This window comes from Duganella dendranthematis, from assembly GCF_012849375.1.
In the GTDB taxonomy this organism is placed as follows: domain Bacteria; phylum Pseudomonadota; class Gammaproteobacteria; order Burkholderiales; family Burkholderiaceae_D; genus Rugamonas; species Rugamonas dendranthematis.
In genome coordinates this window covers 1,614,285-1,628,167 of record NZ_CP051684.1, presented here as the reverse complement: position 1 = coordinate 1,628,167, position 13,883 = coordinate 1,614,285, and the positions used below count along the sequence as shown (strand labels likewise).

Below are 13,883 nucleotides of genomic sequence, written 5' to 3'. Positions count from 1 at the left end.
CACAGAAAAAACCGCCCATATGCAGTTGTTGCTTTAAAGATAAATATGTTTAATACTTGTCGAGCTGATCCGCATATCGTCGGATCCCAACCTGGGACACACTGAAGACAATGGCTTTCCTGACCAAGAAGAAGATCGTGCTGGCCGTGGGCCTGCTGGTAATCGGCGGCGGCGCGGCCGCATATTTTTCCAAAAACAAGGCGCCTGTGGTGGAGCCGCCACGCTTCCGCACGGCGGCGGCCGACACCGGCAACATCACGCAGACGGTGACCGCCACCGGCACCATCAACCCGGTGGCGCTGATCAATATCGGTTCGCAGGTCTCCGGCACGGTGAGCGAGTTGAAGGCCGACTTTAACGACCACGTGACCAAGGGCCAGGTGCTGCTCAAGCTCGACCCGACCATCTTCAACGCGCAGATCCGCCAGGCCGATGCGCAACTGGCGTCGGCGCGCGCCTCGCTCAAGCTGGCGCAGGCCACGCACCAGCGCAACCAGTCCTTGCTGGCGCAGAATTACATCTCGCCGCTGGCGCTGGACCAGTCCAAGCGCGAAGTCGATGTGGCGCAGGCGAATATCCAGCTGGCGCAGGCGCAGCTGGCGCGGGTGCAGGCGGACCTGGACAACTCGGTGATCCGTTCACCGATCGATGGCGTGATCATCAAGCGCACCATCGACCTGGGGCAGACCGTGGCGGCGTCGTTCACCACGCCGCAGCTGTTCCAGATCGCCCGCGATCTGACCAAGATGCAGATCGATACCAGCGTCTCGGAAGCGGACGTCGGCTCGCTGAAGGAAGGGCAGGAAGCGCGCTTCGTGGTGGACGCTTATCCGGACAAGGAATTCAACGCCCGCATGCGCCAGTTCCGCCTGGCCGCCAATGTGCTCAACAACGTGGTGACGTATAACGTGGTGCTGGATGTCGACAACAAGGACGAGCTGCTCAAGCCGGGCATGACGGCGCAGGTGCGTCTGCTGGTGGGAAACCGCCAGAACGTGCTGCGCGTGCCGACCGCCGCGCTGCGCTTCCGTCTCAGCGACGAGGAAATCGAGAAGCAGAAAAAACTGGCGGAAGCAGCCGCCGGCAAGTCCGCCTCGGCCTCCGCTTCCGCCAACGCGGTTGCCGCTACCGAAGCGCCGCAGGAAGACGACGCCTCGTTCCGCACCAAGGCCGACCTGGCGCGCACCTTCCGCATCTATACGCTGGACGCCAGGAACCAGCCGAAGGCACAGGACGTGAATATCGGCCTGTCCAACTTCCGCTACACCGAAGTGGTGAGCGGCGATTTGAAGAAGGGCGACAAGGTCATCACCCGCGCCATCGGCAACGACAAGGAAGGTGGCATGTGAGTGGGCCGGCCAATGAACTCCTGATCGACATCCGCCAGGTCACCAAGAGCTACTTCTCCGGCAGCGTGGAAACCCAGGTCTTGCACGGCATCGACCTGGCTGTGCCGCGCGGCGACTTCCTCGCGGTGATGGGGCAGTCCGGCTCCGGCAAGTCGACGCTGATGAATATCTTCGGCTGCCTGGACCAGGCCACCGGCGGCAGCTACTTCCTCGACGGCGTCGACACGCTGACGCTGTCGCGCAACCAGCTGGCCACCATCCGCAACCGCACCATCGGCTTCGTGTTCCAGAGCTTTAACCTGATCAAGCGCATGAGCGTGGCGGAGAACGTGGCGCTGCCGCTGATCTACGCCGGCGTGTCGCGCTCGAAGGCGCACGCCAAGGCCTTGCTGGAGCTGGATCGCGTGGGACTGGCCGGCATGGCCAAGCGCACGCCGAACCAGTTGTCCGGCGGCCAGCAGCAGCGGGTGGCGATTGCGCGCGCGCTGGTGGGCGATCCGCCGCTGATCCTGGCCGACGAACCGACCGGCAACCTGGATACGCAAACCAGCGTGGAGATCATGCGCTCGTTCCAGCAGCTGAACGATGAACGCGGCATCACCATCCTGCTGGTGACGCACGAACCGGACATCGCCGCCTACAGCAAGCGCCTGATGCGCCTCAAGGACGGCCGCGTGCTGTACGACGGCCCGTCCGCCGAGGGCCTGCGCCAGATGCTGCAGAGTCACGAAAACTTAACCGTATAAACAATATGAACCTTTTACAGATCGTGGTAGAGGCGTTTCGCTCGATGCTGGCGAACCGTCTGCGCACGCTGTTGACCATGCTGGGCATCATCATCGGCATCACCTCGGTGGTGCTGCTGCTGGCAGTGGGTGACAGCATGAAGCGCTTCATCGCCAAGGAGCTGGAACAGCTGGGCACCAATATGCTGTTCATCTCTCCCGGCGGCGACCGCGCGCAGCAGCAGCGCATGCGCAGTGGCGCGCAGCCGGCGATGACCATTGCAGACGCCGCCGCGTTGAATGAGCTGCCATCCTTGGCTGGCGCCGCGCCGGTGCTGCAAGGCGGCTTTAATCTCTCGGTGGGCAACGAGAACGCGTCGAAGACGGTGCACGGCGTGACGCCGGCCATGTTCAAGATCCGTGGCTGGAAGGTCGACAAGGGCAGCGCCTTCAGCGACGCCGACGTGCGCGCCGCCTCGCGCATGGTGGTCATCGGCCGCAAGATCGCCGACCAGTTCTTTTACAAGCAGGACCCGCTGGGCAAATACATCCGCATCGAAAATGTCTCGTTCCAGGTGGTGGGGGTGCTGTACGGCGAGGGCAAGCAGGTGGACGGCGGCGACTTGAGCGAATACGTGATCGTGCCGATTACCGCGGCTTCGGCCAACCTGATCAAGACCGCCTTCCCCGGCAATGTGCACTACGTGGTGGCGCAGGGCAAATCCGGCGGCAACCTGCAGGATGCGATCATGGACATCGGCGAAACGCTGCGCGACCGCCACCACATCAAGATCGACCAGCCGGATGACTTCCGCATCGATAACCTGGCGTCGTTCGCCGAGACGGCGCAGAAGATCAGCGCCGGCCTGGCGGCCTTGCTTGGGCTGATCGGCGCCATCTCGCTGATCGTCGGCGGCATCGGCATCATGAACATCATGCTGGTGTCGGTGACCGAGCGCACCCGCGAGATCGGCATCCGCATGGCGATCGGCGCCAAGCCGCGCGACGTGCTGCTGCAATTCCTGACTGAGGCGGTGGTGATCTGCTTGGTGGGCGGCATCTTCGGCATCATGCTGGCCACGCTGGCGGCGACCGGCATCACCGCCACCGGCAAATTTGATGTGTTCATCACCTTGCAGGCGGTGGTGGTGGCGTGCGGCTTTTCCAGTCTGGTTGGCGTGTTCTTCGGCTTCTACCCGGCGCGCCGGGCGTCCAAGCTGCTGCCGGTGGACTGCCTGCGCTACGAGTAATCAGTAGTCGAACTTCTTGCTGGCGGTGTTGGTGTTTTTGCCGGTGGCTTTGAAGTAGATGGTGTGCTCTGCGCGTTCCTTGCGGACGGCCTCGTGGCGTTCGCGGTTGGCGCGGCGGCGTTCTTCGATGCGGGCGTTGTGCTCGTCGATGCGGCGCTGGGTTTTCTGGCCTTGCTTGCTATTGTGGAGCAGGCCGAATTTCTGCCGCATGGCCGCAGCCCACAGCAGGAACACCAGCACCAGCGACAGCAGGTAGGCCGATTGCCACAGGCCGTAGTTCTGGCTGATGAAGGGGAAGATCGGCGCGGCTTGTTCCAGCCAGCCCTGGCCGAGAATGCCCAGCCCGGCCGCCAGTACGCCCAGACAGAACGTCTTGACGATCATCCAGCGGCTGGCTTTGATCCGTGACTCCCAGAAGGATTGCGGATCGTCGGTCAGTTGGTCGAGGTAGGGAGTGTGGTCGTGTTGCGTAGTCATAGCGACAATTGTTTAGGGCGCCAGTATTTGCGGTGGCGATTATCTCATATTTTCCACGTGGAAACTGTAATGGTATTGATTCAAGTCTAGTTCTGGCCTCGCGGCATGCCCAAAGAGAGTGTTGGCGATGCGCATTGCACCGCATACTCCCTCCCACACTGATGGAGGCCGAGCCATGCGCTGTAACCTTGCCGGAATATGCTTGATCATGATCGTTGCCGGTTCCGCTGCGGGGCAGGATAGTCCGCCGCCCGTGACCAGCAACCTGATCTACGACGCTAATGGCGTGTCCAACCTGAGTGGCGGGGTGCGCCGGGGCAGCGCGTATCAGGGCATGCTGCGCTGGCAGACCAGCGTCGATGGCGAACACGTGCTGGGCTGGCCGGACAGCAGCGCCTTTTTCAATGTGATGGCAACGCACCAGGCCGGACCGTCCATCCTGACCGGGGACACGCAAGGCGTCAGCAATATGGCGGCGCCGCCGGGCGTGCGGCTGGAAGAAGCCTGGATCCAGAAAAACTTCCTCGGTGACCGGCTGTCGGTACTGGCCGGACGCTATGATTTGAACAGCGAGTTTTACCACCTCAATACCGCATCGCTGTTCTTCAACAGTTCGTTTGGCATCGGCGCCGAGTTTGCCCAGAGCGGGCAGGGCGGGCCGTCGATTTTTCCTGCCACCGCCGTCGGCACGCGCATCGCGGTCAAGCCGGCGCCCGACGTTGTCCTGCGCGCCGCCATCCTGGACGGCGTGCCGGTGGATCGCAGCGGCGGCGGCAGTGCGGCCTTCCGTGGCGGCGATGGCTTGTTGCTGGTCTACGAAATGGCTTGGCTGAGCCGCCCGGAACCCGCCGCATCGGCACAAGATCACCACCTGCGCATTGGCCGCAATGCCGGTCTGGCGCCGGATCAGGGCAAGCTGGCTGTCGGCGGCTGGTATTACACCGCGCAGTTTGCCGAGCTGAATGCGTTCGATGCATCTGGCCAGCCGCGCCGGCAACGCGGTTCCAGCGGCGCCTATCTGGTGGCGGAACGCAGCCTGTATCAATCCAGCGCGCAGTCGCAGAAGGTGGTGTCCGGCTTCGTGCAGCTGGGGGCGGCGGATAGCCGCGTCAATCGCTTCGACGGTTACTTCGGCGCAGGTCTCACCGTGACCGGCCTGGTGCCTGGCCGCGCCAGCGATGAACTGGGGCTGGCCGTGGCGATTGCGCGCAATGGTAGCGCTTATCTGCGCAGCCAGCAGAGCGCCGGCGTGGTCAGCCAGCGCGCCGAGTCGACGGTCGAGCTGACATACCTGAGCCAGGTCAGTTCGCGCTTGTCTTTGCAGCCCAGCTTGCAGTACGTGATGCATCCCTACACGGTGACCGGCGTCGGCAACGCGCTGACCCTGCAACTGCGCGCCGAGGTGGCGTTCTAGGTGGACGTGGCGCTTGTGTTTGCGTAGCATGGACGCATGATGAAACGTTTAATCTCCACGGTTTTGCTGGCGCTGTCCATCGGCGCCGCTGTTGCTGCTCCTGCCGCGCCGGTGCTATCGTTTGTTGGCGATGGTTGGGCTAACAATTCGGTCAACGCGGTGGTGTTTCGCAAGAATTCGTTGGTGACGCAGGGTGATACGCAGTACGTCGCCTACTATGATGCGCAGCGCTATCTGGTGCTGGGCAAGCGCGCGCTGGGCGCCACGCAGTGGACCGTGCGGCGCAGCGCCTGGCAAGGCAATGCGGCCGATGCGCATAACGCCATCAGCATCATGGTGGATGGCGCCGGCTATCTGCATGTGTCGTGGGACCATCACAATAATGCGCTGCGCTATGCGCGCGGCGTGGCGCCGGGATCGCTGGAGCTGGGACCGAAGCAGAGCATGGTGGGCGTCGATGAAGCGGAGGTGTCGTATCCCGAGTTCTATCGTCTGCCCAATGGCAACCTGCTGTTCTTCTACCGGCTGGGCGGTTCGGGGCGCGGCGATTTGATCATCAATCGCTACGACGTCGCCACGCAGCGCTGGACTCGCTTGCACACCAACCTGATTACCGGCGAGGGCAAGCGCAACGCGTATTGGCAGGCCTTCCTCGATCATCTTGGCACGCTGCATGTGTCGTGGGTATGGCGCGAGTCGCCGGATGTGGCCAGCAACCACGACATGGCGTATGCGCGTTCGCGCGATGGCGGCGTGACGTGGGAGCGCTCCGACGGCACGCCGTACGCGCTGCCGATCAGCGCCGCCAGCGCCGAATACGCCCTGCGTATTCCGCAGAACAGCGAGTTGATTAACCAGACTTCGATGGCGGCCGATCAGGATGGCCAACCCTACATCGCCAGCTACTGGCGCGATGCCGGTTCCAGCGTGCCGCAGTATCACGTGATCTTCAATACCGGCACGGCGTGGCAGGCGCGGTCGCTGGATTTCCGCAAGACGCCGTTTTCGCTGGGCGGGCAGGGCACCAAGCGGATTCCGATCGCGCGGCCTCAGATCATGGTCGGCAAGGCCGGTGCGCTGCTGGTGTTTCGCGATGAGGAGCGGGGCAGCAAGGTTTCCGTGGCCAGCACCGCCGACGTGTTGCGCGGGGCGTGGCAGGTGCAGGATCTGACCATGTTTTCAGTCGGCGCCTGGGAGCCGAGCTACGACACCGAACTGTGGCGCCGCAACGGCACCCTCAGCCTGTTCGTGCAAAACGTCCAGCAGGTCGATGGCGAAGGCCAGGCCAGCGTGCCGCCGCAGCCGGTGCAAGTTTTGGACTGGCAGCAGTAGCACTCCGGCTCGGCGTGTCTATCTCGCCACACTGTCATTTTAATCCGGTTTTACCGTCCGCCCCTCTGTACGCGCCGTGCCGGCGATGACTTCTTGGTACGAAATGGTAGCGTATAACATTTCAAATGTTATTTTTGTTGACAGCGACTTTTCTTAGCTTTTACACTCAAATGATCGCGCAACCATTTTGATGTAGTGTTGTGAGGTTTATAACAATAACCACGGTAAGTTACCGAAGGAGACTGTAAAATGTTAGTGAAACACCAAAAAGTCCGGCATTCCGGCCGGCAGATGGCGTTCGGCCTGACCGTTATGGCAGGTTTGATTGCGCAATCATATGCCCAGGAAGTCACCCCGGCCGCCGCGCCGGCCGCCAAGGACGACGCGCCAATGACCGTGGTGCAGGTCAACGGCTACCGCAACTCGCTGCTGTCGTCGGCGAAAGACAAGAAGGAAGCGGTCGGCTTCCAGGACTCGATCAATGCCGAGGACTTCGGTAAATTCCCGGACAAAAACATCGCCGAATCGCTGAGCCGCATTCCCGGCGTCGGCGTTTCGCGCGACATCACCGGCGAAGGCTCGACCATCCAGATTCGCGGCCTCGGCTCCAGCTTCACCAAAATCCTGCTGAACGGCGCGCCGATCGCCGTGGCCTCGTCCGGCCCGATCGACGGCGCCAACACCAACCGCGAGGTCGACCTCGACCTGCTGCCGACCGACCTGTTCACCAAGCTGACCGTCAGCAAGAGCCCGACCGCCGAGATGATCGAAGGCGGCGCCGCCGGCGTGGTCAACCTGCGCAGCGCGCGGCCGTTCGACAAGGAAGGCCGCACCATTTCCGCCAGCATCACCGCCACCAAGCAGCAAATCGCCGACAAGACCGGCGGCCGCGGTGCCTTCCTGGCCAGCCAGACCTTCGGCGACTGGGGCATCCTGGGCGGCGTGACGCTGTCGCGTCAGCAGATCCACACCACCGGCTGGGAAACCGTCGGCTACACCAACGCCAACCTGTCGGCCGCGCAGAATCCGGCCGCCAACCGCAACAACACCGGCGGCGGCAACTTCACCATTCCCGCCACGGTGCCGGTCGGCGCCGGCAACGGCCTGGTGACCGGCCAGGTGATCGACCAGGCCTGGTTGCTGGCGCACAATCCGGGCCTGTCCATCCAGCAGATCGACAACGCCATCCTGCCGCGCCTGGGCCGCACCATGGATTACTTCGGCACCAAGGACAAAGGCTCGGCGATCTTCGCCGCCGAATACCGTCCGACCGAGAACCTGCACTTCTACCTGGACACCATGTACAGCAAGCGCGACGACAAGATGACGCGCATGGACTACGACTGGTCGGTCCGTAACGGCGGCATGATCCCGCTGAACATGACGGTCGACAAGAGCGATTGCAGCGACGGCTGTACCGTCACCGGCGGCACCTTCGCCAACACCCAGAACTTCTTCGAGCACGGCTACCGCCGCGACCAGGTCAGCCTGCTGGGCCTGAATCCGGGCATGGAATGGAAACTCACGCCGAGCCTGAAACTGGACGCGCAGGTCAATTACACCCGCAGTAACTTCAGCCACGAAGCGCCGACGGTCTACCTGATCACCGCGCCGAACAGCGGCAACACGGTGACCTACAACAATAACAATGGCGGCATCCCGTCGGTGGTCGCCAGCACCGACCTGAACAATCCGAACAGCTATGTGTGGAACACCGGCCGCGTCAACATTCAGAACGAGTTCCGCAAGACCGAAACCAAGGGCTTCCATAGCGACCTGACCTGGGGCGACGACAAGTTCAACATTAAAGGCGGCATCGCCTACGACGATATCACCCGCCGCATCAGCGCCACCGACAACTCGGCGGCCTGGCAGGCGGCAGTGTGCGGCAACAATCCTAACGTGTTCCTGCAAGGCCCGAACGGCGCGCCAACCTGCGACGGCGCCTCGACGCCGGGCGCCAGCGCCGCCGGCTTGTATCCAGGCTACGGCACCGGCTACACCGCAGGCGCCACCACGCCGCTGACCTACGGCGGTTCGCTGATTCCACAAAGCGCGCTGGCCAGCTACATCATCCCTGGTCCGTACGGCCGTCCAATCATCGACTGGGGCCGCTTCGCGCAAGCGTCGAACTACCAGCAGTACTACAACACCGCACCGGCCAGCGGCGCGTCGTCAACCGGCGCCAGCTCGGGGTTCATCGGCGAGAAAACCACGGGCCTGTACTTTGAAGCCAACGGCAAGTTCGACCTCGCCGGTTTCCCGGCCCGCTACAACGGCGGCCTGCGTTATGTGCGCACCAAGCAGTCGGTCGGTTCGCTGAACTCGATCACCGATCCGCGCAACGCCAGCCTGACGCTCAACGGCAGCAAGTATCCCAACATCGACCAGTGGGTCTACCAGGATACGACCTACAACAACACGCTGCCATCGGGCACGCTGGCGGTCAACCTGCGCAGCGACGTGATCGCCCGCGCCGCGCTGTCGCGCAGCATGACCCGCGCCGATCCGAACGCACTGCGTCCGGGCGTGAACTTCTCGTCGGTGTCGGCGGACGTCGGCACCATCGGCAATCCAGCGCTGAAGCCTTACCTGTCGGATAACATCGACCTGGGCATCGACTGGTACACCGGCCGCGAAGGTTACGTCAGCCTGACCGTGTTCCAGAAGAAGGTGGACGGCTTCACCATCAACCAGAACATCACGCTGCCATTCAGCGCGCTGGCCGCCTACGGCATCAACTACAACACGCTGATTCCGAACCAGCAGCAGGCGATCGATTCGCGCGGCGGTCCAAATGTGGCCACGGTGGTGATGACGCAGGCCCGCAACGCGTCGGGTGAACTGAAGATCCGTGGCCTGGAGCTGGGCTGGGTGCAACCGCTCGACAAGATCCTGCCGATTCGCGGCTTCGGCATCAACGAGACGGCCACCTTCATCACCCAGCGCGGTGATGGCGAAGGTGGCGCCGGCTTCGTGGCGCTGGGCGTACCTAACCGTACCAACAACTTCTCGGTGTACTACGACAATCACGGCTACACGGCGCGCCTGTCGCACACCTTCTCGAAGGGCAGCCAGACCGCCAGCGCGAACCAGAACGGCATCACCAATGCCGCGCTGTTCTCCGACAACTACAAGCAGCTGGACTTCTCGTCGAGCGTCGACCTGGGTGAGGTGTTCGACAAAGAAAACTGGCCGACGCTGAGCTTCGACATCGTCAACCTGAACAACGACTCGCGTCGCGGCTACTTCCAGTTCAGTAACGCCAACTTTACGCAGTACTCGCCAGGCCGTACTTACTCGCTGGGCCTGCGCGCCAAGTTTTAATCGTCTGGGCCCTTGGTTCTCCAGCGGGGCCCTTTTTGCCCGCCCCTTCGGGGGCGGTTTTTTTTAAGGAATGTCATGGCTGTCTCGACACGCCGATTGCGTGCTACCTGTCTGGTGCTGGCCGCGCTGCTGGGCAATGCCCTGGCTTCGGCGAATGCCGCCACGCCGCCGCATCTGCGCAAGCAGGGCAGCGCCACGCAGCTGATCGTCGACGATCAACCGTTTTTGCTGCTGGGCGGCGAACTGCATAATTCGTCCGCCTCCAGCCTGGAATACCTGAATACCTTGTGGCCGACGCTGAAGGCGGCCGAACTGAATACGGTGCTGGCCCCGGTCGAGTGGGATCAGATCGAGCCGGTCGAAGGGCGCTTTGATTTCACGGTGCTGGACGGCGTGCTGAAACAGGCGCGCGCGCACAACACGCGACTGGTGCTGCTGTGGTTTGGCGCGTGGAAGAATTCCATGTCGACCTATGCGCCGGCGTGGGTGAAGACCGATACGCAGCGCTTCCCGCGTGCGCGCACCCGCGCCGGCGTGGCGCAGGAGATCCTGACGCCGTTTGCACCGGCCACGCTGGCCGCCGATACGGCCGCCTTCCGCGCGCTGCTGGCGCATCTGAAGCAGACCGACACCCAGCACACCGTGCTGATGATCCAGGTCGAGAATGAAATCGGCATGCTGCCGGAAGTGCGCGACTACAGCGCTGCCGCCAATGCCGCATGGCGCGCGCCGGTGCCGGCCGCGCTCACCGCCTATCTGGCCGCGCACATGGACAGCTTGCAGCCGGCGCTGAAGGCCGCGTGGGAAACGCGCGGCGCGCGCGCCAGCGGCGCCTGGGCCGAGGTCTTCGGCGACACCATCGAAACAGAAGAGATCTTCCAGGCCTGGCACTACGCGCAGTTTGTCGAGGCGCTGACGGCGGCCGGCAAGGCGGTCTATCCGCTGCCGATGTATGTGAACGTGGCGCTGAACCGGCCGGGCAAGCGTCCAGGCGAATATCCAAGCGCCGGCCCGCTGCCGCATCTGTTTGACGTGTGGAAGCCGGGGGCGCCATCGGTGGACGTCATCGCCATCGACACCTACTTCCCCAACTTTATCCACTGGGCCAGGCAGTTCAAGCGCCCGGACAATCCGCTGTTTATCCCGGAAGCCAATCACGCCGAGCGGCCCGATGCCGGCGCCGACGCCTTTTACGCTATCGGCGAGCATGACGCCTTTGGCTTCTCGCCGTTCGCCATCGACGATATCAAGGACGGCAAGTCCTCGCTGCCGCAAGCTTATCGCGTGCTGAAGCAGCTGGCGCCGACCATCAATCGCTATCAGGGCAGCGGCAAGGTGCGCGGCTTCAAGGCGCCTGTATCGTTTGACGGTGACGTGGACGTCGCCCCGCAGCAGGTGCACATGGGCGGCTACACCTTGCAGGTCAGCTTTAACGCGCCGTGGGAAAAGCTGACGCCGGCCGAAGTGCAGACGCGCGGCGGCCTGGTGATCCAGACCGGCGATGATGAATTTATCGTGGCAGGCAAAGGCCTGACCATCGTTTTCGGCAGCGCGGACGGCGCGCAGGTCGGCATTGAACAAGCCATCGAAGGCCTCGATTCTCAAGGCCGCTGGATGAACGGCGACGAGACGCACCAAGGCCGCCACATCGGCTTATCGGGCGATGCGTTTACCATACAGCGCGTAAAGCTGTACCGCTATCGCTGAACTGAACCTATTTGGAGTAGAAATCATGAGCAATTCCACCAGCCCAGTCATCACCGCGATGCAGGTCATCCCCGTGGCGGGCTACGACAGCATGCTGCTCAACCTGTGCGGCGCGCACGCACCTTACTTCACGCGCAACCTGGTGCTGCTGACCGATAGCGCCGGCCATACCGGCATTGGCGAAGTGCCCGGCGGCGCCGGCATCCTGGCGGCCCTGGAACGTTCGGTACCGCTGGTGGTGGGTACGCAGATCGGCCGCTACAACCGCACGCTGAACGCGATCCGCGCCGCTATCGGCGGCCATCATCAGGTAACGTCGGACGCCGAAGCCGAGGTGCTGAAGCAGCCGCACGAAATCAATCTGCGCCTGGACAATGTGGTGACGGCGGTGGAAGCGGCGCTGCTCGATTTGCTCGGGCAGCACTTGGGCGTGCCGGTGTGCGAGTTGCTCGGCTCCGGCCAGCAGCGCGACAGCGTGCCAATGCTGGCCTACCTGTTCTACATCGGCGACCGTGGCCGCACCGACCTGCCTTACCTGAGCGGCGAGGGCGCCAGTGGCTGGTACGCGCGTCGCCATCAGGAGGCGATGACGCCGGCGCAGATCGTCGAACTGGCCGAGGCCACGGTGGACAAATACGGCTTCAAGGATTTCAAGCTGAAGGGCGGTGTGATGCGCGGCGCCGAAGAAATGGAAGCCGTCACCGCGATCAAAAAGCGCTTTCCCGATGCGCGCGTGACGCTGGACCCTAACGGCGCCTGGTCGCTGAAGGAAGCGATTGATCTGTGCAAGGGGCAGGGCCACATCCTGGCCTATGCGGAAGATCCGTGCGGACCGGAGAACGGTTATTCGGGCCGCGAGATCATGGCTGAATTCCGCCGCGCCACCGGCATCCCGACCGCTACCAATATGGTGGCTACCGACTGGCGCCAGATGGCGCACTCGCATCTGCTGGGTGCCGTCGATATTCCGCTGGCCGATCCGCACTTCTGGACCATGCAGGGATCGGTGCGTCTGGCGCAACTGTGCGAACAGTGGGGACTGACGTGGGGCTCGCACTCCAACAACCACTTCGACGTGTCGCTGGCGATGTTCACCCACGCTGCTGCTGCGGCGCCGGGCAACATCACGGCGATTGACACGCACTGGATCTGGCAGGAAGGTCAGGAGCGGCTGACGCGTGAGCCGCTGCAAATCGTCGGCGGCGCAGTGCAGGTGCCGCAAAAGCCGGGCCTGGGCATCGAGCCGGACCTGGACCGCATCCAGGCCGCGCATGAGTTGTACAAAAAGGTCGCCACCACTGCCCGCGACGACGCCATGGCGATGCGCTACCTGGTGCCTGGCTTTACCTACTCGCCCAATCGTCCGAGCATGGGCTGAGGCCTTTGCATCACAGGCGGTCGGGCAGCGTCTCGACCAGCCAGTCGATGAACACGCGCAGGCGGTGCGGCACATGGCGGTTCTGCGGATAGACCACGTGGAACGGGTAGGGCGCTGGCCGCCACGGCTTGAGGATCTCCACCAGCGTGCCATCCGCCAGCGCCGGCCGCGCTGCATAGGCGAAGGTCTGGATAATGCCCAGTCCCGCCATCCCTGCCGCCATGTGGCCATTGCTCTCGTTGACGCCGACCCGGTGCTCGACCTTGATCTCGCTCTTTTCGCCTTCGCGCAGAAAACGGAACGGCATCGCCCGGCCGCTCTGCGCCAGCACATAGGCCACCAGCCGGTGGCCGTTCTTCAGCTCATCGGGATAGGCCGGCACGCCGTATTGCTTGAGGTATTCCGGCGTGGCGCAGGTGACCATCGCCGCCTGTCCTACAGGCCGCGCCACCAGCGATGAATTATCGAGCGCGCCGCCGCGGATCACGCAGTCGACGTTATCGCTGACCATGTCCACCGAGCGGTCCGACACGCCCAGGTCGACGCGGATGTCCGGATAGCGCGCCATGAAATCCGGAAGCGCCGGTATCAGCACGTCGGACGCGGTCGAACCGCCCACGTCCACCCGCAAATGCCCGCGCGGCTTGCTGCGGGCGACGTTGAACGAGGTGTCGACATCTTCCAGATTGCGCAGGATGAGATTCGTCTTTTCATAGTACAGCTGACCCTCCGGCGTGACTGTCACGCGGCGCGTGGTCCGCTGCAGCAGCCGCACGGCCAGATGCGCTTCCAGCTCCTGTACCAGCTTGCTCAGGGTAGCGTTGGGCATGTCCAGCGAATCCGCCGCCTTGGTAAAACTGCCTGCCTCCACCACGCGCGCAAACGCGCGTATCGCCAATAGCTGGTTCATTGATTATTCCCGTC

Annotated in this window: 10 protein-coding genes; 8 read left to right on the top strand and 2 right to left on the bottom strand. The window is 63.3% G+C overall.

Annotation, left to right across the window (positions count from 1 at the left end):
• Positions 1-110: 110 nt before the first annotated feature.
• Genes HH213_RS07535 through HH213_RS07525 form a run of 3 tightly spaced genes read left to right on the top strand, consistent with a single transcriptional unit; the run spans position 111 to position 3,324 of the window.
• Complete coding sequence (locus tag HH213_RS07535; RefSeq protein WP_110845311.1) at positions 111-1,349, top strand: efflux RND transporter periplasmic adaptor subunit; 1,239 nt, start codon at positions 111-113, stop codon at positions 1,347-1,349.
• Positions 1,346-2,095 carry an ABC transporter ATP-binding protein gene (locus tag HH213_RS07530; RefSeq protein WP_110845310.1) on the top strand — a complete coding sequence of 250 codons (750 nt, stop codon included), beginning with the start codon at positions 1,346-1,348 and terminating at the stop codon, positions 2,093-2,095. Before HH213_RS07535 ends, HH213_RS07530 begins: the two co-directional genes overlap by 4 nt.
• Before the next feature lie 5 nt (positions 2,096-2,100).
• A complete protein-coding gene (locus HH213_RS07525) occupies positions 2,101-3,324 on the top strand; it encodes an ABC transporter permease (RefSeq protein WP_229263348.1) in 1,224 nt (407 codons plus the stop codon).
• On the opposite strand, the gene HH213_RS07520 is transcribed toward HH213_RS07525, so the two are convergent.
• Positions 3,325-3,801 (bottom strand): hypothetical protein, encoded by a 477-nt coding sequence (locus tag HH213_RS07520; protein ID WP_174864397.1) that lies wholly within the window; start codon positions 3,799-3,801, stop codon positions 3,325-3,327.
• A 208-nt stretch (positions 3,802-4,009) separates the two neighbouring features.
• On the opposite strand from HH213_RS07520, the gene HH213_RS07515 reads away from it, so the two are divergent.
• The 5 genes from HH213_RS07515 to HH213_RS07495 all read left to right on the top strand — a co-directional run bounded on the left by HH213_RS07515 (position 4,010) and on the right by HH213_RS07495 (position 12,959).
• On the top strand, positions 4,010-5,215 hold the full coding sequence (locus tag HH213_RS07515; RefSeq protein WP_229263448.1) for a carbohydrate porin: 1,206 nt from the start codon (positions 4,010-4,012) through the stop codon (positions 5,213-5,215).
• Positions 5,216-5,251: 36 nt separating this feature from the next.
• Complete coding sequence (locus HH213_RS07510) at positions 5,252-6,547, top strand: BNR repeat-containing protein (protein WP_217363498.1); 1,296 nt, start codon at positions 5,252-5,254, stop codon at positions 6,545-6,547.
• Positions 6,548-6,796: 249 nt separating this feature from the next.
• On the top strand, positions 6,797-9,874 hold the full coding sequence (locus HH213_RS07505; RefSeq protein WP_169111811.1) for a TonB-dependent receptor: 3,078 nt from the start codon (positions 6,797-6,799) through the stop codon (positions 9,872-9,874).
• 75 nt (positions 9,875-9,949) lie between these two features.
• Positions 9,950-11,581: a GH35 family beta-galactosidase gene (locus HH213_RS07500; protein ID WP_169111809.1), complete on the top strand. Its 1,632-nt coding sequence runs from the start codon at positions 9,950-9,952 to the stop codon at positions 11,579-11,581.
• A 25-nt stretch (positions 11,582-11,606) separates the two neighbouring features.
• Entirely contained in the window at positions 11,607-12,959 is a 1,353-nt protein-coding gene (locus HH213_RS07495) for an enolase C-terminal domain-like protein (RefSeq protein ID WP_110845304.1), read from the top strand.
• Positions 12,960-12,969: 10 nt separating this feature from the next.
• On the opposite strand, the gene HH213_RS07490 is transcribed toward HH213_RS07495, so the two are convergent.
• On the bottom strand, positions 12,970-13,869 hold the full coding sequence (locus HH213_RS07490) for a LysR family transcriptional regulator (RefSeq protein ID WP_110845303.1): 900 nt from the start codon (positions 13,867-13,869) through the stop codon (positions 12,970-12,972).
• Positions 13,870-13,883 lie beyond the last annotated feature (14 nt).

Excerpts from the sequence above, each read along its gene's own strand:
- HH213_RS07535 (WP_110845311.1), top strand. The coding sequence starts at position 111 with ATGGCTTTCCTGACCAAGAAGAAGATCGTGCTGGCCGTGGGCCTGCTG.
- HH213_RS07525 (WP_229263348.1), top strand. The coding sequence starts at position 2,101 with ATGAACCTTTTACAGATCGTGGTAGAGGCGTTTCGCTCGATGCTGGCG.
- HH213_RS07520 (WP_174864397.1), bottom strand. The coding sequence starts at position 3,801 with ATGACTACGCAACACGACCACACTCCCTACCTCGACCAACTGACCGAC.
- HH213_RS07515 (WP_229263448.1), top strand. The coding sequence starts at position 4,010 with ATGATCGTTGCCGGTTCCGCTGCGGGGCAGGATAGTCCGCCGCCCGTG.
- HH213_RS07510 (WP_217363498.1), top strand. The coding sequence starts at position 5,252 with ATGATGAAACGTTTAATCTCCACGGTTTTGCTGGCGCTGTCCATCGGC.
- HH213_RS07505 (WP_169111811.1), top strand. The coding sequence starts at position 6,797 with ATGTTAGTGAAACACCAAAAAGTCCGGCATTCCGGCCGGCAGATGGCG.
- HH213_RS07500 (WP_169111809.1), top strand. The coding sequence starts at position 9,950 with ATGGCTGTCTCGACACGCCGATTGCGTGCTACCTGTCTGGTGCTGGCC.
- HH213_RS07495 (WP_110845304.1), top strand. The coding sequence starts at position 11,607 with ATGAGCAATTCCACCAGCCCAGTCATCACCGCGATGCAGGTCATCCCC.
- HH213_RS07490 (WP_110845303.1), bottom strand. The coding sequence starts at position 13,869 with ATGAACCAGCTATTGGCGATACGCGCGTTTGCGCGCGTGGTGGAGGCA.